Source organism: Limnoglobus roseus, from assembly GCF_008254045.1.
Lineage (GTDB): Bacteria > Planctomycetota > Planctomycetia > Gemmatales > Gemmataceae > Limnoglobus > Limnoglobus roseus.
Genome location: NZ_CP042425.1, coordinates 2,019,617 through 2,040,371, shown reverse-complemented (window position 1 = coordinate 2,040,371; position 20,755 = coordinate 2,019,617). Strand labels below are relative to the sequence as shown.

Below are 20,755 nucleotides of genomic sequence, written 5' to 3'. Positions count from 1 at the left end.
CCGCCGACCCGGTCACGTCACACCACCGAAAGGGGCCGGCGGATGGGAATGCCCCTGAATGCCTTCGGCGTCGGCGCGACGCACGTCGGCGGGAACTATTCGGCCGAAGAGGTCGAGTTCCTCAAGGCGATGGACGCCTACCAGAGAACCCACCGCCGCCCGTTCCCCTCGTGGACGGAAGCGCTGAAGGTGCTGAAAAGCCTGGGCTACCGCAAAGTTCAACCGGCCGTCGCACTGCCGCGGCCGCCCCACGCGCCTCAACCGGAAGGTGAACCGCCATGTCCCTCGTCAGCCGAATCGCCACCGTCGTGAAGGCCCTGCGAACCGCGTCCGAGAAGCCGGTCGCGCCGAAGATCGCCTCGCTGTTCGCCGGCACCTACGGCCCGGCCGCCGGGTGGTGGCGCGACGACCCGGCCGAGCAACTTCGCAACTACCAGTCGTGGGTCTACGCCGCCGTCAACGCCGTCGCGCAAGAGGTGGCGAAGCAGAAGCCGTACCTGTTCCTCAACACCGGGCAGGCGGAACACGAGCAGTCTCCGCTACCGCACTCGCACCCGCTGTGCAGGCTGCTCGACAACCCGAACCCGTGGATGATGTTCTGCGAGGGCACGGTGCAACCGAAACTCGACCTGATGGGCCAGGCGTTGACCCGCGACTTGGGGCGGCGGTACGGAATGGACGTGGCGATTACGTTCCCCGACTGCTCGCCGCGGAACCTGGACCAGCGTCGTAAGGACGACGAACTCGACGCAAAACTCGGCCTCCGGACTTACAACGAGATCCGCCGCTCGCGAGGTTTGCAACCGTTCGCGGACGAGAAGTTCAATTCGCCCATGCTGCCGTCCTCCGTGAACGGGTGAAGGGGTGGCTTGGTGAAGGGGTGACAAAATCCCCAACACCGCGAGCCATTCTTCTCACCCTTTCACCAAGCCACCCCTTCACCCGTTCATCTTCGAGAGAGGTGCTCCATGTCTCCGACCATCCGTGCCGACCCCGCGACGATTCACCCGCTGCCGAACGGCGTATTCGGCAGCCTCAACCCGGCGAACCAGACGCTCAACATCGACGCCGGGAAGATGCTCATCCGCAGCGTCATTAGCACCATCGAGCCGGACCGAGCCGGCGATGTCGTGGTGCCGAAGGGGCTGAAGAACTCGGAAGAGTACCTCCTCAACCCCGTCGTGCTGTGGGCGCACAACCGCTCGCAGTTCCCGCCCATCGGGGCGTGCGCGTGGCTGGACGTGCAACCGCAACGGGTCGTGGCCGAGACGCATTTCGCCCAGAAGGTTCGCTTCGCCGAAGACGTATTCCGCTTGTACGAGCAGGGCGTTCTCCGCGGCTGGTCAATCGGTTTCGTGCCGCGGAAGTCGTACCGCGTGCCGACCTCTTACGGCACGGAGCGAGCGCACTACCCGGCCGACCACTTCGCCCTGCGGATCGAGGAGTGGGACTTGCTCGAATACTCGGCCGTGCCGATCCCCGAGAACCCCGGCGCGCTGACGGTGGCGCTGCAAAAGGGCCTGGTTCACGACCCGAAGTTCCGCGACTGGCTCTGGCAAATCCCCGACGACCGCGGCGGCAAACTTCACCGCGTCGGCGATGTGTTGGCGCCGCTCGTCCAGTCGCACGACGTGCGTTGTTCCGAATGACTTCTCTTTCTGATCCCTGACCCCTGATTCCTGACCCCTGGAGTTTCCTCATGTCCGCGATCTGCACCGACAAGTTCCAGTCCCGCGATGAACTCGTGACGTTCATCGAACAGCAAACCACCACGGCCATCGAGAAGGCGATGCCGGCCCGCGTGGAGCGGCGGGTGCCGTGGGCCACGTCCGGGCCGGTGTGCCAGGACTCGGCCGGGTACTCCGTGCTGAAGGCCGCCGCGTTCGCGCTCGGCTACGTCGGCCCGGAGTTCGCGAAGGAGGAGATTCACACGCACAACCAGTTGCGTGACCTCTACCAGAGTTACGGCTTCCTGCCGCACCACGGGCAGCAGTCGTTCCTGGTGCCGCTGGCGTCGGCCCATCTGCCGTCGTTCGAGCCGCAAGGCCACCGCCTGCGGGCCGAACTGCACCAGAAGATGACCGCCCAGGCGACGAAGTTCGACCCGGACGAGGCCGACTGGATCGGCCGCAAGATGGGCGTTCGCCAGAAGGCCCTCGGCACGACCGCCACCGCCGGCGGCGAGATGATCCCGTCGGCGATCCTCGGCGAACTGATCGACCTGCAGCGGAGCCTCGAAGTCTTCGCGACGGCCGGGGCGCAAGAGATCGCGCTGCCGCCGAACGGGCACATCCAGTTCCCGAAGCTGTCGGCCGGGTCCACCGCGTACTGGGTCGGCGAGGGGGCGAGCATCACCGAGAGTACGCCGACGACGAGCAACCTGGACCTGCAAGCGAAGAAGCTTGGCGTGTTCGTGAATTCGAACCATCAGAACGATTATTTACGAACTCTGTTTTGTCTGGTTCGAAAATGCAGTCCCGAATTTTGGCTTTTTGCACGACTGCAAAGTGCAGAACCACGGCAGAGAAAAATTGCCTGACGATCTCGGCCTTTCGCAAGTTGGCCGATCCCGCCAGAGCTTTCACAGCGTCCGCGAGGTGGCGTTGGTGTTCCGCGATTCGAGAGCGGACGGTGGCGAGTTGTTCGTCGAGTGGGACGGCCAACGCTTCCCACTCCGTGAGTGATGCTTCGATCTCGCGGAGCTTCTCGGCGTTCTTCTGCTTCTCGCGGTCGGTGGTCGCTTCGACTTTCGCCGTCAACCAACGGTCGTAATCCGCGTTTAGTTTGGCGATGTGAGACTTGGCTGCGTCCACGCGCTGCTCTTCGAACGCGACGAAGAACTTGCGGTGTTTGGCTACCCCTAATTCGCCGGGCATGTGCTTCTCGATGAGTTTCTTCAAGTCCTTGTCTTTGAAATCGGCCTTGCCCCTCTTGTCGAGGTCGAGCGTTCGACGTGCCAGTGCCATCACGTCGATTTTCTTGTTGGCTCTGTCGCCGATGTCCTGAACGAACTCGATGTATTCGATGACGCCCTGAAGGAGTGCCACTTCCAACTGCTTCTCGCCGACGTTGCAGAAGTGCCGTATCCGTACCACTTCGCTGCCGTTGTGCCCGGCGTATTGAGCTTGAGTGGTCTTCTGGTTCCTCACTGAACCGATGTACGCGGGGTTTCTGAGGATGTCGCAGATCGTCGTTCTAAGCCACGGCTTGCCGTAGTGCATTAGGTTGAGCTTGTTCAACCTGATGGCGATACCCCGTTCAGTGATGGACTCGGTGGCATAAATCTCGAAGATCTGACGGACGATCTTCAACCGTTTCGGATCGCGCCCGTGGACGTACTGGATTTTGTCCGACTTCGACTTTCTCGGCGCGGTGGCCCGCTCTACGGTCGAACCGTCCGGGTTGACGATTAGCCACTTCTTGTTCTCCTGTAGGTGGACGGTCCAGAGATGTTGGCCGCTAATGTCGGTGATCTTCTTGTCGAGTCCATAGGGAGGCCACTTAGAAAACGGCGTTCCCTGTCGTGCCAAGTTGCCTCTGGCCCGCTGTACGTTCTGCGCGAGGGTGAACAAGAACTCTTTGCCCGCTCGTGCCTCAACTGCCGTGGTGATCTCGGTAGAGATGTCGTCTGCCGCGAGGTCTTTGCCCGTGAGAATGTCGTCGATGATGTGGGCGTGATCCTCGGCATCTGGCCCGAAGTCCTCCTCCTGCTCCACTGGCTCTGGTGTGACTAACGTGGTGGTCGCCGACAGCGGTGTGGTTGTTGCCGACGATGGGGTCGTCTCAACCACTTCCTCCTCTTCCGCGTCGTCGGCGTCGTCGATGATGCCGAGGATGCGATACACCTCTTGGAGTTGCTTGCCCGTCACTTCTTCGAACGGGAGTTCGGCCACCTTGCGGTAACGACCAATGGTCTTGGCCGAGAGGTGCGAGGCGTTGGCCCGCTGCCATTTCCCCCACTGGCCGTGCTGGCACTTGCCCTTGGCGATGGTGAAGATGCGGCCCAACTGCCATGCGATTTCGGCGGTCTTTTCCAAGAGCAATTTGGCTTGCTGGCCGAGTTGGTCGAGCGTCATCGTGTCGAGGTTGGTATCGGTCATGGTCTTGATCTCCGTTGCGTTCGCCGGTCCACCGTGGCCCGGTGCAGAACTTATACGGCAGACAATCGAACGACGTAAGTGGCTGGTTGCAAGGTGATTACAGTAGTGTAAAACGACAAACAAGACTTTACAGAAGTGTCAAACGGGGTGCCTTGTGGACGACAAAAAGGCCGAGGAATTGCGTGTGGCGTGGTCGTTCGCCGTGGCGTGGTCCAAGACGATAGCCGGGGCGTGTCAGGTCGATGGGAGTACCGATCCCGCGACGTGGACGACGGCCCGCGCCAACCGGGTCGTGGCCGAGTTGAAAACCGCCGCACAATCACTGGTGCAGGTGTGCCGGGTGTTGGAGCAGAAGTTCCCGACCACAAACGAGATGTCGGCTGAGGACATGTTGTTCCTCGCCAACCTCGGCGTGCCGGTGAAGACTATCGCGGAGCAGGCCGACGTGTCTCGGCCCACGGTGTACTCGATGATCCGCGAGATTTACCCGCCGTTCGGTGATCCCACCTATGAAGGGGAACCGCTTGACGAGTGACGCCAAATTCGTCAGTATGACGAATTTGGAGAGCACCAGAGGTCAGATCATGCGGATTCAAAACTTTACCGACTTCCTCCGTGCGGCCTTCACGTTCTTCACGTGCTTGGCAACTACCATCGGGTTCCTCTTCTTCGGCGGGTTGCTTCTGTTCCCTATCTTGCCCGTACTCGGTTTCGTGATGATGTTCATGACGGTGTTCATGGGAGGCTGGCTCGACGGGTTGAAAGGACCAACCGGCTTTATCGACTTCTCAGAGGTGTGGTTCATTCCGGTCGGTGTCTGGCTAACGACAGGGGTACTTTTCGGCATTGCCACAAGGCAATGGTCTACGCGAACTCAGGTGAGGTCATCAGTAATAACCATCGTGGGTGTCACGATAGGCATGAACGTGGCAATCCCACTGTTGGGGTTTAAGGTGTCGATTCAAGTTCTCTGAAGGATGTTGTCCAACAGAGTTGTCGAACTTGTTTCGGTTTTCAATGCCTATTCAACATACGGCGTGAAGAACCACGTTGATATAGGCTCCTCTTCTTAAGATGACTTGATGTTGTGAAGGCGGTCATGAGTCTGGTCGAAGTCGCGGTCAATCTCGATCAACTTGAACACGCCCATCACGATCAACTCGATTTCCGCCTGATTAAGCCTGACCTTGCTTCTCGATTTGGGCGAGGATTCGCTCCGAGAGCGCGGGCCAGTTTTCGCGGACGGTGCCGGGGTACTTCGTTTTGCAGTAGGTGATGTACGGGGCATAAACTTCCTCCCTGATAGCCAGCAGTTCCATCCGCTCCGTGAGGAACTGAACCATCTCTTCGGTGTGTGGGTCGATTGTAACATGATTGGCAGTCGGCGCAACCTTAACATTGCCGGTCGGCTTCTGGGCCACCTTGAGGACGGCCCCTTGCGGGAGTTTCGTGTCCTGAATCGGGTCCGCGAAGTTCGCCAGCATTTCGTCGTCCATCTCATAGAGCGTGATCTCACCGTCTTTGCGGTCCAAAAACTGTTTGCCCTGTAGTCCTTGCATGGCGGTCGGGACGCTGGACGCCGACAACCCGGTCACAGTAACCAGATATGCGTCCGAATACCCGTACTGCGGCACGAACTCGTTCAAGTGGTTGTGCCAGAGCAAGGACAGGACGACCGTTTCGCTAAAGGTGAGAACGGACTGAGGGGCGCGGACAAAGTACCGCCAGTTGACGATGGATCTCGTCCAGTGCTTGCCCCGGTTCCTCCGGGCGAGAGCGTCGGACTGAACGAACCAATCGGGCTGAGGACAGGGATCTATGGCATCTTTGCCTTCGACCAACCCGTATGCGCCCAGTTGGGTGATGATCTCGCTCACGCCGTCCTGACTGAAGCAGAGGTAGCGGCCCAGCCCCTTGAACGTCTTCGCCTTTGAGAACTGAGACTGGTACGCCATGTAGCTGTACGTGACCAACTGCTTGCACGTCAGGGGACAATCGGGGGACTTGCTGAGGACTGAGACACTTCGTTTATTGTTAATGCTGCTCATTCTGATTCCTTTCACTTGAGCAATGTCATCATAAACGATTCAGGGGATGAATGAAACGGGAGTTTTACGGCAGAAAGTAGGAGTTTCCGTAGGAATAACATTAAAGAACAAACAACGTCAGTAACATGTTAAATGTTCGGGGTAAAAGTCCGAAACTTCGCAACGTCGCCCTGACGGTGGTGGGGAAAGGCACCGCAGTCCTACAAAGTGCAGTCACTTCAGACAAAACCTTGTGTTCCGACCCCGCCGCCGAAACGCTAGTCCTGCCCTCAGAACACCCCCAATTCCGTCGCCCCCCCCTCACGAATTGCCCGCGCTCCGACTATATAATCGTGGAACCCTCTAGTTCCATGTCTGTCCCGCCGGGTCTGGTCCATGTCCCGGCGGGGTTAAGTTTCTCCAAAACGCGCACCCGCCCGCAGGACTTGTTGTTCTGCGGGCGGGTGTGTTTTACCGGTGTTGAGATTGTGGTTTTGGGGCTTAAAGATTAAGATGGAGAGGCAAGGAGAAAGCTGTGATGACAACGCAAGAACGCGAGCAATTAGACCGACTCTACATGCGAGGTCCGGGGGGTGGCGGTGGCAGTTGGGCCGTAGCGGGAAGTTACGACATCGAGACAGCTACCAACGTCGTCGAATACATGGCGGTGGGCGCGAGGTGCTTTTCCTATCTTTCGATGGCGGAGTTCACACGCGACACGCCGATTAAGCTGGTTCGCTTCATCTACGGCGAATACCTCTTCAGCCCCGACATGGAAGTGGTTCATACCCATACGTGGGGTGAAATCAAAGACGCAATGATTCGCATGGGACTTAAGCCCGTCTGGGTAATGCACCCCAATACGAGAGGCTGGGAGAACTGGCCTCGTGACAATTGGGAATCGCTTGGAGAGTAGCCGCTAAATCGCCCACAACTTCGTCGAATCGTATTTCGCCCCGTCCCGCTGCCAGTGGGTATTTCCACGTATGCCGCGATCCTGTTCAACATGGACGCGCTTTTTTAATCCTTCGGCGATCCACCTCGGGCTGCTCTGGTTGCCCACGAACACCCGCGCCACCCGCCCGCCGCGCCGGTGAACATGATGATGTCCTCGGCCAACGGTGACGCGGCCACGTTCAGGAAGGTCGTGTTCCCGCTGGCGTCGGCGTACTGGATGCCGACATCGGGAATGTTGATCCCGGCGAATGGGCAGGCGTGGATGTAAAAAGTCATCGTCTGGCGGTCGATACTGGAACTACTGTCTTCGCTGTCACTCGTGCTGCTCGTGGAAGTGCAACAGTCGGGAATGAAGATCGTGTCGGGATAGGCTTCGTCAAGGCTGATTTCCTGCTCACACCAGTCGATGACGAGTTGTTGCGAGGGGACGCGGTGAAACAGAGTGCCCCCGTCCGTGGCCTCCACGTCGATGATCCTCGGCCCGAGTTCCAACTCCACGGGTTCGTCGTGCAGGCAAATCGAACTCCCTTGCACGACGAACACCGCTGGCCCTTGTCCCGTGCCGCCACTGTCAGAACCTGACGACGACGACATGGCCGCGAATCCGTACCGGATGCCGAGATACCTTTTGCCCACCTCAAGTTTGCCGCCGTTCGCTTCGAGGACAAGACACTCGGAAAATCCCTCCCACACTTGTATTCTCGGCAAATATGCCTCGGGCACGCCCCGGTAAACGTCGTCGCTGTCGGCGTCGGTGGTGATGGTTACGTAGGTGGTCAGGCGTGACGCCGACGACGTGATCGTGCCGACGCCCCTCGTACTCTGGGAGTCGAGGAAACGTTCAAGCCGTCGTGCGGTTTTAGGGGATATGGTGGTGATCTTCGTCATGGTCGGAACTCGAATCGTAAGTCGCCCCTGATGGTCCGCAGTAAGAAGGACACCTTGATGAAGTTGCCGTCGGCATCCCGCGTAATGCCTTCGTGAATCACTTCGATGATGGACGGGCCGTCAATCGAAGGCGAACAGTTGTTCGCTTGGAAACTCACCGGGTCCGGCCAGTCGTCCGGGATGCCCGTGAAATTCAAATAGGTGACGCTGCCGATGAACAAACACGGCGTCCCGTCGCCCTCGCCGAACACGTCAAACGGGACGCAATTGTAATCACCAGAGATGTACATGCTTTCGAACTGGTTGTTCGGGTTCGTCAGATAAATGTTGAACCCGCCATCGGTACTCAGCGGGTAGTTCGGGTCGAGCGGGTCGTGGAACCGTGCAAAATCACCCGTGCCGTCCATGACTCGCATGAAGTTGGCCTTGTCGTAATCACGGCAATGAAGGTCTTTCGGCGGACCACAACAGCAATCCCGAACCGTGATCGGGTCGATAATCTCTTCCTCTAACGAAAAAGTCTGGGAGCACCAGTTGACCACAAGTCGGCGTGATCCCGCCCGGTGGTAGGTGGTGCCGCACGTCGTACGCTCAACGTCCACAAGGTAGCTGCCGAGTTCCAGTTCCACCGGCCCCGGCTTTCGGCACGACACGCCCACGACGAACACGGCTGGGCCTTGGGAGGTGCCGCCACTGTCGGAGCTACTCGACGAACTGCCCTCGGCCCACCCATACCGGACGCCGTAGTACCGTTCGCCGACGACAAGTTGTTCTGAATTTGCTTCGATTACCAGACATTCGGCGTGCCCTTCCCAGACTTGGAGCCGTGGGAGGTAGTTCTCTGGAACGCCTCTGTAAACTTCGTCGGCATCAGGTCCGCTCGTGATCGTGATGAACGTGGTGAGCCGTGACGCCGACGACGTGAGGGTGCCGACGTTCGCGTCCTGTTCCGTGACACCCGCGGCGTCGGGTCCGACCGGCCGGTCGAACTGTTCGGGACGAAGGTCGTGCGGTCGGCTCAAGTCTCGGCGGCGCGGACGAAAGGCTCGGGCACGAACCTGAGCTACATCCTGCTCGGGTACTTCCCGGACTGGGTCGTCCGAGGACCGCCGAAATCACCGGAAATACTAGAAATCAAGGCGTTTGGCGCGGTGCATGGATTCGACAGATAGCACAGTTTTGCACGGTTTCCACCCCATTCCGTGCATCATTCCGTGCATCGAAATCCTCGGCAAGATGAGTTGGTGGACACTTGGTTCGCTGCCTCATCGGGCGACGCTACCCGCCCTTCTCGGTAAAACGGCTGCGGGATCGCGCCTGAACGAACCTCGGGTAACGCGCCTCTGTCTTTCTAGTTGCATCGATCCCCGGAGGAGGCGGTAGCCCTATGGACGACACTGATCTGTACGGCGGTCTCGCAGGCGCGCCTCTACCGGTCGAGCGCTTCGACCTCGGCCGCGGGATCACCCTCTCGGCCACGTATGCCCACCTGATGGCCCCGTTCATGATGGCCTTCAAGAGGCCAGAGCGCGGGCAACCGCACCCCGGCCCGTGGCGGGCGGCGAGCGGGGGCTTTGGATTCGATATCCTCGGCCAGATTCACGTCCCGGCGGGCTTCACGGTGCCCAACTGGTTCGACCGCCTGAACACCGTCTGGTGGTTCGTGGCGCTGATGCGGTTCCGGGCGAGTCCGTACATTGTCGTACCGGTTGTCGCCGACGGCCCCTTCTCTGCGGACGGCAGCGAGGGGGTTCGCTTCCTGCCGATGGAAGTCGAAAGCAAGCTTCTGCTGTTGGAGAAAGACGCCCCGCGGGAAATCCGCGTGGAGGATCTGGAGTGGGTCAAAGAGAACTGGTGGGATGCGGGGCGGCTGATGCACGAGAGCGAGGAGTTCAACCTGCTGTTCCAAGCGTGCGCCCAGTGCGTCTTCACCCGAAACCCCGCTCTCGCGCTTCTGCAACTCTGGGGCTCACTGGAGGGGATGTTCTCGCCCGCGAAGACGGAGCTGAAGTTCCGGGTCTCGGCCAACATCTCGTGCTTTTTAGAAGCGTCGGGGCAAGCGCGGCTCGAACTGCAAAAGCGTATCGGCAAGCTTTACGACGCCCGGTCGATGGCGGCGCACGGGGCCTCGAAGATCTCGCCGAACGCGCTGGGTGACACGTATGCCTTGGTGAAGCGAATCATCACAGCGATCATCGAGACGAGTAAGGTGCCGAGCCGCGACGACCTCGAGGCGGCGATGTTCGGCAGCTAAGCCTGCACCTCAGCGGCACCTTATCTCCTACCGTTTCCCTGATTCCGTCGCTGCATCGTCTGGTGGGCGGCCTGTAAAAAGGCCTCGCCACAGCTTCCCTCGGGCCAGTCGAGCGTGTAGATGTGCATCGCCCCTTCGGCGCGGCCGATCTCCTTGATCTCGCCCGCCTCGAATCCGAACGGCTGCGGCCGAGGCGGCATCTTCCGTGGGTCCACAATCGCCGAGATGTTGATCCGCACGGGCACCCATCGCCCGTAAAGATCGTCTTCGTCGGATCGGAAGAGCAAGAAGTTCAACCCAGCCCCGTCCATGTCCACGACCAGTGCGGCGTACCGAGCGACGCCTCGCTTCAGTTTCAGTACCGGTTGGACGTCGAAGAACTTGATCCTCAGAGGCCCTCCGAAGGGCAGTGTGAAGTCGCCCTTACTCCCACCGCGGGCGGAGAACTGAATTTGGGCGAGCGGGCTGGAATGGTTGAACCCCTCCACTGCGGCCTTGATCTCCTCCATCAATTTGTCGGCCTGAAACTCGTTGAGCTTCCGCCAGTCGCCCTGCTGGGCTACGCGGGCGTCCTCTTCGAGCTGCCGCTTGGAGTGAACATCGTGAAGCGCGCCGATCGTGTTTACCATCGAGCTGATGATCGGGGAATGCTTCGCGGTCGCGCCTGCTGCCGGGGTAAACGCCCGGACCACGGCGTCCTTCACCTCAGTCCATTGGGCGAAGCGGGCGCGGGGGCTCTTCTCCATCAGCCGAGTGACCACGTGACAGAAAGAAGTCGGCAAATCGGGGCGCAGCGACGTGAGCGGCGGGGCCGCTTGGAATAGATGCATGTCTCGCAGGCCGTTAGAGTCGGCAGGAATCTTGTACGGGTACTTCAGAGCGGCAACCTCGTAAAGCACGATGCCGAGTGCGTACATGTCGAGCTGTATCTCGTTCTTGTCGCCCTTCCAGCCCTCTGGTGCCATGTAAAGCACATGCTGGCCGCCCTTGAACGTCGAGGTGCGCGTTGCGGCACCGACGAGTTTGGACAGCCCGAAGTCGGCAATCTTCGGAGTGTCGCCGTCGAGCAGGATGTTGTCCGGCTTCAGGTCGCGGTGGAGCATCTTTGCGTTGATCGCCGCCATGCCGTCGATGAGGCTCTCAGCGATCTGCCGGACAGCGTCAGCAGCGAGTTGCTTGCCGGCCGCCTTCACCCCGTCGAGGCGCTTCTTCAGTGTCCCGCCCGGTAGGTACTCCATGACCAAATAGGGCGACTGATTGGGCTGGTTCACCTCAGTGTGTAGCACGCTGACGACGTTCGGGTGCCGGATCTGCTTAGCCGCTTCTACCTCGTTGAAGAATGCCGACAGTTCGGGGGCACCGCCGAAGATCGCGCACTGGGGAAACTTCACGGCGTAAGACCTGCCGTTAGTCGTATCCGTAGCCCGGAAAACGATGCCGAACGCGCCGCCGCCAAGTCCCTCCTCAAGCCGGAGGGTATCCTTCCCGTTCGGCCCGGTGATGACCAGTCCGGGCATGGGCAGATTCATGGGTCGAACCCTGCTGCGAAGTTTAGATGCCGATTAATTTAGTGATCTTACTCGCGACGCCTTCGTTGCGGCAGGTCAGTTGCGAGCAGGGTTTCTGCCCCGCGCCGACGGCAGAAGGCGGATTGGCACACAAAACCAACCCGACCACTCAAATGCCTCTTGCGTGACTGCACGTGCGAAGGATTTGAGTACGTCCCTGGCTTGGCGCAACCTGCTTTCACGCTTGAGACTTCCCTGCCGTTACTTCTGCCTTCTGGTTTGAGATCGTGCGAACCATGCAGCGCGAACCGGCTCGTGAGCTGCGGTATCATTGATTGGAACGAGTAGGAGAGCAGCTTCAAGCGGAGCGAGCAGTGATCGACGAGGCACTCGGCAAGGCCATTACGCAGCAGATGCACCAGCACTGGATCGGCCCGGAATTGGAGGCGCGCGCTCGCGCGGGCGGTCTACCCGCTGACTTCCAGATCAGGCGGTGCCTTGTTCGCCTTCCTGTTAACGCCAAGGCGATCGTGGAATTTAACGATGAGATCGTGCTGATTGCGAAGGCCAAGGTACCGCCCCTAACGCGAGAGGTGAAGAAGGGGGAAATCGTTCGGTTGGAAGACATCGAGCACATTGAGCGTGTGTACCCGCCAGAGGTTGACGGGGTACGGGTGGCGTTCTTCTACGCCCATTGGGTCGGCGGAAAGTTCACCGTCTTCTTCGACCTTTCTCCGAATAACCCAGAAGCACCCCAGGAAGAGGGTGAAAACTGGCGCATGGGGGAAGCGATCGGCAGTGCGGTTCAGGGTTCCGTGATCGAACTTGCCCTTGCAGTCCACGACTCCGTACAGGACGAAGTGCTCAAAATCGGGCTTTGGGCTGCTCCCGCGTTACTGCCACACCCGCTGAGCCGAATCGCCGAACTCGTGAAGGTGGGCGATGAAACGGGAGCACGGAAGACGTTCGTCGATCACTGCTCGCCAGCGCGACTGACGGAGCTTGTCGCGGGCTGGTGGGATGTCCCCGCGTTCAGCGACCGGCGCGATCTGATCGAGCAGGCGCTCGGCGCTCACATTGCCGGGCACTACTTCCTATCCGTATCAACGCTCATTCCGCACCTCGAAGGGGTAATGACCGACTGGTTGCACGCGACGATCCCCGACACGCCTTGGAAGCAGGAGTCGAAGACGAAGAAGTTCCGCGACGTTATCGCAGCTTGGCCGGACGCCACGCCGTCATTCCAGCGCGTGGCCGAGTCCTCGATCAGCTTCATCCTGAATGGCCCAGCGTTAGCTACTTTCAAGAAGTGGTCCGACAGCTTCGATACCAGCTTCGCCAATCGCAACGTCGTCGGGCACGGAAAGTTTGACGCGAAGCTTTATGGCGAGGAGAACTCGGCCAAACTATTCTTGATGCTGGATACTCTGGCGCAGCTCATCTCGGCATACAGCATGAGGGCAAACGCATGCGCCCCTCCCCCGCCGTAAGAAACCGCTTGCGCGAACGGACACTCAGTTAAGCAAACAGGTTAAGCAACGGGAGGGTCGCCGCCCGCCGGTTGCCGCGCCACAGATCGTGCAACTGGCTGTCGAGCGTCCCCGTCTCGACTTCTTGGTAGAAGATCGTCTTCACCGGGGAACGGCCTGCGAGGAGCCGGGACGGCACTAGGGAGCCGCCTCCCGTTTCAAGCAGGTAGTGGGCTTGGTACTGGAGATTGTCCGCCCACCCCGTGAACACCCGGCTGTCGTCGGAGCGGATGAGGTAGACACCCGGGCGTGCGGGGAGCCGGGCCTCAGCCTGCGAAGCCGCAATCGCTTGGTCGAACAAGCTGGGGGTGGCCTCCCCCTTTTCGCCAGCTCTCTTCCGGAGCGTCATCGCCGTCCAGCGGTAGTCGAGGTCGGAGAACTGCACCTCGGCCTTCTTCATCAACTCTCCGATCAGGTCGTCAAACCGCTGCCGCCATTCCGGGATACAGAGTATCCGTTCGAGTGTCGATGCCTTGCGTTGCCCCGTCTCCTCCTGCACCTGTTCGATGATGTGCCGGTAGGCCCACTCGACGACGAACTCATACCTCCGCAGCTTCGGGTCGGGTGAGTATGCCGTGCTCTTCGGCAAATGGGCGAGCTGCCCCGAGCGACGGGCGTTCCACAACTCACGGTTAGCGTCTTCTTCGGTAATGCCCGGAACCGTGCGGCCGACTTCGGCGAGGTATCGCTGGCGGTGGTGATTGCTGCACACCACGAGCTCGGACGACCAGACGCCCTTGCCGTCTCGTCGCGTATCGACGAATGCCTGAATCACTCGATCCCGCCGGGGCGCCACAGCCGGGTAGCCGAACAAGTCCTTCCGCATCGGCACGCCGGGCATGGGGTCGAGCTGGGAAGTGAACATGGTTTGACTAGAAATGGCCTCCTGCATCTCTTGATAGCACCTGAGGATCATCTCTTTCGTCCGACAAGTGCCAAATCGCTCCTCGTCCCTTGCCTTGACGAGAGGGAACGTTTCAAGGATGTGGTCGGCATCGACTTCGCTGATGCCATACAGGTGGAAGAATGCGGCGTCGAGTTCAGCCCGGATTACAGCCCGGCGGGCGTCGTCCCAAAAGAAAGGGTCGCCTGTGAAGCCGCAGTCTTGGGCGAAAGACGCTAATTCTTCAGTGGTGTAGGTCAATTCTAGGACTCGTGGTGCGATCCAGTCTGCCAAAGAAAGCGATGGATCCCATTGACACGGCTGAGCGTAAGTGTCGGGCGGCAGGACCGGTAGTTGCTTTGTCACGAAATATTTGAGCGCCGTTCCTCCCAGCTTTTGTCGCGTGACATAATCGAACACGAAAGTAGCGTAATTTGCAATCAAGCCCACGATTTCGGGCACGGCAGCATCTGGAAACATTAATAAAAACTTGTCGCCCACGCCCTTTCTCGGGATCACCGCCGAAATCATTGTGCGGCTATCTGTGTTTCGACAGACATCACGCCAGCCAAAAAGCCAAGCTCGATCCCATCGGTCCTTCAGCCTTTCGGTTACAGCGTTCGCGGGAACCCAGTAGCGCGGTAGCACGACAAAAGTTGGATCGGTCTTCTCATCAACCGTCACGTCGCGGCTGTCGGTGCCGCTGTAGGTAGCCCAGCGGTGATCAAACTGGTGTAACAGTTTCGCCTCGTATAGAGGGAGGTACTCAGCACTACCCTTGCGAAAAATGTTACCATCAAGCCGCCATCCGTCAGCTTCCAGATCAGAAGCCGTGCGGAAAAGGCCTGAGTCGGAAGCCATGTTAAACAGGCCTTGCTTGAAACTGACGCCCCACAGGTTAACCTCCGGGGGACCCTCTTTCAGCAGCACCGGCACTCTGCGATAAATAGCCTTCGTCAGCTCGGCATCACGAGATGTCCGGAATACAGGACAATTACCAGTGTTCGGGCTGATCTGTTTAAGGTCATCGGCCGTAAGGATTACCCTGCGGACAGGATCTCGCATCTCTTCCACTGTCCAGACGTTCCAACAGAACTCCATCGCGGTTGCCGCTCGGGCCGACCCGAGCAATGTGAGCAGGCCGTAGGTTACAGTATGCTCGACCGGTTTAGGAAAAAGAAATCGCTCGTTCTTAAATCCGAAGTAGCTCTCAAGCGACCGCCGCTCCACTATATCTTGAAAAAAGACCTTCGTCGTATCATCTGTCGCTATTCCAGTCGGCACAATACAGCCGACCCGGCCTGTGGGGTTGATAAGATTGCGGTTTAATTCCGCAAAGATGGCATACGTATTGATCCTGCCGCGACCACAGAGTGGGTACATTCCCCAACGCCGCCCCGATTCTGCGTCAATCCCCGAACTGTTACGGACCTGGTGGCTTTCGCCCTCGGCATGGCGGCGGTCTTCAAGAAACGCACGGTACAATTCCGAATCTTTTGTTTCAAGTTCTCGGATTAGCTTACCACGGATGGCTGCGGTTCTCGCTCCAGCGATGTCAGCCCGCCCATGGGCAGCAAACCACTCGATTTCCTTGAGTTCTGTATGTTCCCAAGGCGGGTTTCCGATTACCACGTCGAAACCGCCACACCAGCCTGTCAACTCGTTGTCAGGCACCTCGTTCTTGGCCGGATGTCGAAACACTCTCGGGAACGCTATGTGCCAGTGGAAGAACTGGTATTGTTCAACGAGACGACGGACTTCGACGAATTCCTGACGTCCAATATCCAGTGGAGATTTTTCGATCTTATGGAACCGCGCGTGTGTGATCGGCTGGAGACCGCTGTCCTTAATCTTCTTCCACACGAACGCGGCGCTCCAAGCATCCGCTAGAAATCGTCCCGATGTGCGATAAGCAGCGTCGGATTTCAATTCGGCGTACTGGCGCTCCTTCTCACGGATCAGATCCACGGTGTCATCTGGTAGGCCTTCGAGCCTTGCCATTGCTTCAGGCAGACTCCCGGAAAACTCCCGCGAAGGGTCGTCGTCAAACAACCCTTCCTGGCCGCGCCGCTCGTCCTTGTTCTGCCGCTTGAGCGCGGCGCACCACTTCTTCTCGTCCCCCTCGATTGGCTCGAAGGCTTCGTCGGGGATGCCCTTGGCCAAAAGTGCCGGAGTCGTCCCGAGAAGACTGTTTCCGCACTGAATATGGTGGTCGAGGAACGACAGCGGTTTGCCCGGTTCCAGAGCCTCCATCCACAACCCGACCTGACACAGCTCGACCGCCATCGGGTTGATGTCCACGCCATAGATGCAGCGGCCGATCACATCCCGGAGAGCATGCCGGACGGCGGCGGGTGCTGGCTCGTCCTCCAGAGTGCGAACGGACGCAAGCTTTTTGGCGACGCGGTGTGCCGCGGCGATCAGAAAATGCCCCGACCCGCAAGCAGGATCGCAGACCTTCAGCGCGAGGATGGCTTCTTCTGGGTTCGTCTTGCCCGCCGCTTCTGCGAGAACCGGGTCGAGGGCGGAGTCGAGCAGGCAAGTGATAAGCGAGGTCGGGGTGTAGTAGCTTCCCGTCGTCTTGCGCTCGTTGCCGCTGGCCGATTCAAGGGTAAACGTAATGGCGTCCGGGTCGAACCTGGGCTGGAGTTCGAGTAGTGACTCGTAGACGCTGCCGAGTTCCTCGGCCCCTAGGTTGCGGTAATCGACACTTCGCCGGGCCTTGCCGTCGCTGATGACAGACAGTGCCCGCACGGCTTCGAGCAGGTCAGAGTTCGTAAGCCGGCATCCGGTCAGGTTCGGCGTCCGCGCCGGATTGAAGAGTCCGCCGAACGCATGCAGTGCTAAATCTGTGCAGCCAGTTGTGCCGAGCTTGTCGAGCACAAGAGACAGCCCCTCGAACAGGTCCGTGTGGGGGCTTCCGCGCAGGCGCTCAGCGATTCGCCGGAGCCGGGCGGCAGAGTAATAGTTCGTGTACCGGTCTTTGGCGATGTCCGTGGCCGACGGGTCGCACAGCAACTCTCGGTCTTCGGCGACGAAGAGAAAAAGGAAGCGGTACACGACGCGGAGCAATTGGCGGTAATACTCCAGCGGAGTGAGGCGATTGTGCTTCAGCGCGGCCTTCAACTCGGCGTTGGCCGGGCATGCCAGGAACCCTCGTCCGAGAGCTTTGACGGCGTTCTCCACGCCCGTGCGGAGTTGATCGAGTGCGCGCAGGCCTTGCTCCGCCGCAATCTTCGACCAGCGTTCCAGCCAGCACTGTTCGGGCTTTTCCGCGTTGATCCGCGACTCGTGGCAGAGCCGCCACAACAACGCGAAGTCGGCGTACTGCTTGCCGTCGAACATCGCCTGCAGGTCGAACTCGACGAACGCCTGCCGGGTCAGCCGGATGTTGTCGCGGAGGATGCGGAGCTTGAGGCCGTTGGAAACGAACCCCCAGAGGTGGTCGTGTGAGCGGTTGAGGAACTCCTGCACGAGGCCGTGCGGGCTGAACTGCTTTCCGTCGGTTTCCACCCGCTTGTCGAGGTCTTGCCTAAACCCGACGAGGTGGAACGGGCTGTGGTGGCGGACGTGCGATACGGGGTACGTCTTCTCGTCGATCACGAACGGCTTGGCCGGGTCGAGGGTTCCGTACCCGAGAACCTTCCAGACTGGAAGCAGCCAGCGGTCAACGGTGACTTTGTAACCGGAGTCGGTCGGCGCAAGTCGCTCCCTGGCGGTCTTGAACACCTCCCACGCGGCGGAAAGCCGGGTCCACGCGTGGTTAGCCGCTTCGCTCACCTTCTCGCCGTCGAGCCCGTAGTCCTGGACCCGAAGGCCGTCGAGGCGCACGTCCCCGGCGGCCACGCGCTGGAGCAGGTCGGTGGGAAGGATCGAGCCTTCGACGCGGACGCAGGTGAAGGTGTCGGTCGTCATGGGCGTTACACCTTCGGCAAGTAGACGAACACGCCCAACACGTCGGGCAACTCCTGGGCTTCCACGCGGTGCCGCACACCCTTCGCCCGGCTCGCCTGGCGGACGCGGCTGTGGGCGTCGAGCAGAACTTCACCCCGCGCGGTGGCGAACTCGGCGAGTTTGGGGCGAAGGTGCTCCTCCCCGTCGATCACCTTCTGGATAAAATCGCGGGCTTGCTCTGCGGAGACGTTCGCATCGGGTTCGGCGAGGAGCAACTCTTCGGCTACGCCCGGCGGCAGCCACTCGGCGTTCTGCGGGGAGCCCGCGAACGCGACGAGATGACTGTCTTCGGCCAGCAGCGGCTGCTCTTCCGATCCGCTTTTGGTGACGATATGGAAGCGGTGCCGGAGAAGTAGAAGTGTCGTCCGCTTCGCCACCTTTCCCGTGCGTATGACCCCGCACCGTCGCGCCGGGCCGTCGAGGTGCGAGTCGAGGGCGGCGTTGAGGACGTGGTTGGCGAGGGCCTCGACCGCAGGTGATGAGCGACTGAGCAGGATCTCGTTTCCGGTCACGGGGAGTTCAAACCGCGCGGTGAACACTTCCTTGCCGGGTCTCAGGCCAAGGGCAGGATGGAGTTGGTCCTTTAGCGCTCGCGGTGCTTCGGTGAGGTCTATCCGGACCGCAAGATCGCCATCGACCGCTGCTTTGCTCGCGACCAGTGCGGTGCGGACGAACCCGGCCACATCCACTCCGGTCCCGACGGCTTCGCGCGCGGCATCCATCTCGCGCACTACATCTTCGACCTTGATTGTTTGCTGGGCGAACAGCGTGCGGGACAGCTTTTCCCGCTCGGTCGCCGATTTCCACTGCTGATCGATCTCGTCGACCAGCAGCTCATCGAACAACCCCGGCCCCGGCCCCTTCTTTTTTCCCTTCAGGAGCATCCCCTCGAACACAGCTTGAATGACCTGCTCGCTGTCCGTCGGTAACGGAATCGAGACCCCCAGCGAAGTGCGGATGGCCTTGTGCTTGCGGAGCAACACGTCCAGAACGACACCGTCGATCTGGTTGTCGATCCCGTAGTAGGTCAGCGCGCGCACCTTCGGGCTCGGTTGTCCGTAACGGTCCACCCGCCCCTCGCGTTGCTCGTGCCGCGTCGGGTTCCAGGACAGGTCGTAGTGGAAGACCGCGTTGAACAGGTGTTGGAGATTGATCCCCTCGCTCAGGCAGTCGGTGCAGACGAGAACCCGCTTCTCGCAAGCATCCAGCGCGTTGACCCGGTCCTCGCGCTCCTTCGGAGGGAGCAATCCCGTAACGGCCTCCACGGTCACGCCCTTGAGTTTCTTTCGCAGTTCGGCGGCGACGTATTCGGCGGTCGGGATGAAACGGCAGAACACAATTGGGTTGTAGCCGCTCGCCAGCAGGTCTTCGAGAATGGCGCAGGCCCGCTTCAGCTTAGCGTCCTTCGCGCCGTGCAAGCCTTCGGCCGCGTTCGCCATCGTCATCAACCGCCGGCCCGCTTCGCTCTGGTCACCCGGCTCAACTTCTGCTCCGGCGGGAGCAACATCGGTCCCCTCAGCGGAGTCGTCCTCGACCAGGTCTAGTACGGCCTGACGGCCTTGGGCATCGGCCTCCTCTGGCGTGTTCGCGTCAATCGCTCGTGTCCGCAGCGTGGACATCGCTGCCGCAGGGCTGGAAGCCATCGAGCGGAGGAGTGCCAGTGCGGACCACCAGCGGATTCGCTGACGCTGCTTGTTCAACGTGGTGTCGGAAACGGATTCTTTTGCGTACTCCAGCACCTGCTTGAAGAGCCGCTGGTACTCGGGGTGCAGCTTGTAGGTCTCTTCCTTCTCCTCTCGCTCCGGAAACGGGGTGTCGGTCTGGAGGTAGTGGGTGATGTCGCCGCGCCGCCGCTGCACGAAGTGTGCGGCGATTCGCTCCCGGACCTGGCGGTTCTTGTCGCCACTCAGGTCTGCCGGAAGGTCGGCGAACGACGTGTCCAGCAGTATCAGGAGCGACCGGAATGCCTCCTCGTTACCGCTGTGGGGCGTCGCGGTGACGAGCAAAAGGTGCCTGTTCTTGTTCCCCGCGAGGAGCTTCACGAGCTGATGCCGCTGATGCCTCGCGCCACGGCCATCGCCCGAGAGCGCGCATGCGTGTGCTTCGTCCACGATCACCATCTCCGGGCAGTCGCGGACGAAGTCGTCGCGGCGGCGATCCGCCTTGATGAAGTCGGTGGAGACGATGACATAGGGGAACCGATCGAAGATCGACTGGTTCATCCGGCACGCCTTCTCCAGCCGGGTAACTGTTCCGGGCAGGACGAGCTCTGCGTCGAGGTGGAACTTGGAGCGCAACTCCGCCTGCCACTGCTCCGCAATCTGCGGCGGGCACAGCACGGCAAACCGCTTGATCTCGCCGCGGTCGATCATCTCACGAACGATCAGCCCGGCTTCGACCGTCTTGCCGATTCCCACGTCGTCCGCGATGAGAAGTCGCACAGGATCGAGCTTCAGCGCCAGAAGCAGGGGCACGAGTTGGTAGGGGCGCGGTTCCACACCTAGCCGCGCGAACGACCGGAACGGTCCGGCACTAGATCGGAATCCTAAGCGGAGTGCGTCCCGTAGCAGGCGACAGGAGCGGTAATCGCCTGCCTCGCTGGGGTCAGGGAGTTGGAAGGTGGCGGGTTCCACCTTCTCGATGGGTAGGAAGAAC

Annotated in this window: 15 protein-coding genes and 1 pseudogene; 9 read left to right on the top strand and 7 right to left on the bottom strand. The window is 60.3% G+C overall.

What is annotated here, in order from left to right; all coding sequences use genetic code 11:
- Positions 1–48: 48 nt before the first annotated feature.
- The 4 genes from PX52LOC_RS08555 (at position 49) to PX52LOC_RS42360 (ending at position 2,539) form a co-directional block, all read left to right on the top strand.
- Complete coding sequence (locus PX52LOC_RS08555; RefSeq protein ID WP_149109701.1) at positions 49–312, top strand: hypothetical protein; 264 nt, start codon at positions 49–51, stop codon at positions 310–312.
- Positions 279–860 (top strand): phage portal protein, encoded by a 582-nt coding sequence (locus PX52LOC_RS08550; RefSeq protein ID WP_149109700.1) that lies wholly within the window; start codon positions 279–281, stop codon positions 858–860. The genes PX52LOC_RS08555 and PX52LOC_RS08550 overlap by 34 nt, the downstream gene beginning before the upstream one ends.
- Positions 861–968: 108 nt before the next feature.
- Positions 969–1,649, top strand: coding sequence for an HK97 family phage prohead protease (locus tag PX52LOC_RS08545; protein ID WP_149109699.1), 681 nt, complete (start codon positions 969–971; stop codon positions 1,647–1,649).
- 50 nt (positions 1,650–1,699) lie between these two features.
- A complete protein-coding gene (locus tag PX52LOC_RS42360) occupies positions 1,700–2,539 on the top strand; it encodes a phage major capsid protein (protein ID WP_149109698.1) in 840 nt (279 codons plus the stop codon).
- A gap of 592 nt (positions 2,540–3,131) precedes the next feature.
- Here the strand turns inward: PX52LOC_RS42360 and PX52LOC_RS42355 are convergent.
- Positions 3,132–4,076 (bottom strand): annotated as a pseudogene (locus PX52LOC_RS42355) (recombinase family protein); the annotation flags it as partial.
- A 178-nt stretch (positions 4,077–4,254) separates the two neighbouring features.
- On the opposite strand from PX52LOC_RS42355, the gene PX52LOC_RS08530 reads away from it, so the two are divergent.
- Together PX52LOC_RS08530 and PX52LOC_RS08525 are read left to right on the top strand one after the other, a co-directional pair.
- Positions 4,255–4,635, top strand: a complete 381-nt coding sequence (locus PX52LOC_RS08530; protein WP_149109696.1) for a hypothetical protein — start codon at positions 4,255–4,257, stop codon at positions 4,633–4,635.
- Between the two features lie 49 nt (positions 4,636–4,684).
- A complete protein-coding gene (locus PX52LOC_RS08525; RefSeq protein WP_149109695.1) occupies positions 4,685–5,074 on the top strand; it encodes a hypothetical protein in 390 nt (129 codons plus the stop codon).
- Between the two features lie 201 nt (positions 5,075–5,275).
- Here the strand turns inward: PX52LOC_RS08525 and PX52LOC_RS08520 are convergent, their stop codons facing one another.
- Positions 5,276–6,148, bottom strand: coding sequence for a hypothetical protein (locus PX52LOC_RS08520; RefSeq protein ID WP_149109694.1), 873 nt, complete (start codon positions 6,146–6,148; stop codon positions 5,276–5,278).
- Between the two features lie 517 nt (positions 6,149–6,665).
- Here PX52LOC_RS08520 and PX52LOC_RS08515 point away from each other — a divergent pair.
- Complete coding sequence (locus tag PX52LOC_RS08515) at positions 6,666–7,043, top strand: hypothetical protein (RefSeq protein WP_149109693.1); 378 nt, start codon at positions 6,666–6,668, stop codon at positions 7,041–7,043.
- Positions 7,044–7,147: 104 nt separating this feature from the next.
- On the opposite strand, the gene PX52LOC_RS08510 is transcribed toward PX52LOC_RS08515, so the two are convergent.
- Positions 7,148–7,972, bottom strand: a complete 825-nt coding sequence (locus PX52LOC_RS08510) for a hypothetical protein (protein ID WP_149109692.1) — start codon at positions 7,970–7,972, stop codon at positions 7,148–7,150.
- Positions 7,969–8,994: a hypothetical protein gene (locus PX52LOC_RS08505; protein WP_149109691.1), complete on the bottom strand. Its 1,026-nt coding sequence runs from the start codon at positions 8,992–8,994 to the stop codon at positions 7,969–7,971. The genes PX52LOC_RS08510 and PX52LOC_RS08505 overlap by 4 nt, the downstream gene beginning before the upstream one ends.
- A gap of 365 nt (positions 8,995–9,359) precedes the next feature.
- Between PX52LOC_RS08505 and PX52LOC_RS08500 the strand changes: the two genes are divergently transcribed.
- Positions 9,360–10,226 carry a HEPN domain-containing protein gene (locus PX52LOC_RS08500; RefSeq protein ID WP_149109690.1) on the top strand — a complete coding sequence of 289 codons (867 nt, stop codon included), beginning with the start codon at positions 9,360–9,362 and terminating at the stop codon, positions 10,224–10,226.
- Between the two features lie 20 nt (positions 10,227–10,246).
- Here the strand turns inward: PX52LOC_RS08500 and PX52LOC_RS08495 are convergent, their stop codons facing one another.
- Positions 10,247–11,755 carry a serine/threonine-protein kinase gene (locus tag PX52LOC_RS08495; RefSeq protein ID WP_149109689.1) on the bottom strand — a complete coding sequence of 503 codons (1,509 nt, stop codon included), beginning with the start codon at positions 11,753–11,755 and terminating at the stop codon, positions 10,247–10,249.
- A gap of 353 nt (positions 11,756–12,108) precedes the next feature.
- On the opposite strand from PX52LOC_RS08495, the gene PX52LOC_RS08490 reads away from it, so the two are divergent.
- Positions 12,109–13,224: a hypothetical protein gene (locus PX52LOC_RS08490; protein ID WP_149109688.1), complete on the top strand. Its 1,116-nt coding sequence runs from the start codon at positions 12,109–12,111 to the stop codon at positions 13,222–13,224.
- Between the two features lie 28 nt (positions 13,225–13,252).
- On the opposite strand, the gene PX52LOC_RS08485 is transcribed toward PX52LOC_RS08490, so the two are convergent.
- Positions 13,253–18,061, bottom strand: coding sequence for an Eco57I restriction-modification methylase domain-containing protein (locus PX52LOC_RS08485; protein ID WP_149109687.1), 4,809 nt, complete (start codon positions 18,059–18,061; stop codon positions 13,253–13,255).
- 5 nt (positions 18,062–18,066) lie between these two features.
- On the bottom strand, positions 18,067–20,598 hold the full coding sequence (locus PX52LOC_RS08480; protein WP_218575301.1) for a DEAD/DEAH box helicase: 2,532 nt from the start codon (positions 20,596–20,598) through the stop codon (positions 18,067–18,069).
- Positions 20,599–20,755: the final 157 nt, after the last annotated feature.

Bases quoted from the DNA above. Each gene is read 5' to 3' on its own strand.
- PX52LOC_RS08550 (WP_149109700.1), top strand. From the start codon at position 279: ATGTCCCTCGTCAGCCGAATCGCCACCGTCGTGAAGGCCCTGCGAACC.
- PX52LOC_RS08525 (WP_149109695.1), top strand. From the start codon at position 4,685: ATGCGGATTCAAAACTTTACCGACTTCCTCCGTGCGGCCTTCACGTTC.
- PX52LOC_RS08500 (WP_149109690.1), top strand. From the start codon at position 9,360: ATGGACGACACTGATCTGTACGGCGGTCTCGCAGGCGCGCCTCTACCG.
- PX52LOC_RS08495 (WP_149109689.1), bottom strand. From the start codon at position 11,755: ATGAATCTGCCCATGCCCGGACTGGTCATCACCGGGCCGAACGGGAAG.
- PX52LOC_RS08555 (WP_149109701.1), top strand. From the start codon at position 49: ATGCCCCTGAATGCCTTCGGCGTCGGCGCGACGCACGTCGGCGGGAAC.
- PX52LOC_RS42360 (WP_149109698.1), top strand. From the start codon at position 1,700: ATGTCCGCGATCTGCACCGACAAGTTCCAGTCCCGCGATGAACTCGTG.
- PX52LOC_RS08510 (WP_149109692.1), bottom strand. From the start codon at position 7,972: ATGACGAAGATCACCACCATATCCCCTAAAACCGCACGACGGCTTGAA.
- PX52LOC_RS08545 (WP_149109699.1), top strand. From the start codon at position 969: ATGTCTCCGACCATCCGTGCCGACCCCGCGACGATTCACCCGCTGCCG.
- PX52LOC_RS08485 (WP_149109687.1), bottom strand. From the start codon at position 18,061: ATGACGACCGACACCTTCACCTGCGTCCGCGTCGAAGGCTCGATCCTT.
- PX52LOC_RS08515 (WP_149109693.1), top strand. From the start codon at position 6,666: ATGACAACGCAAGAACGCGAGCAATTAGACCGACTCTACATGCGAGGT.
- PX52LOC_RS08520 (WP_149109694.1), bottom strand. From the start codon at position 6,148: ATGAGCAGCATTAACAATAAACGAAGTGTCTCAGTCCTCAGCAAGTCC.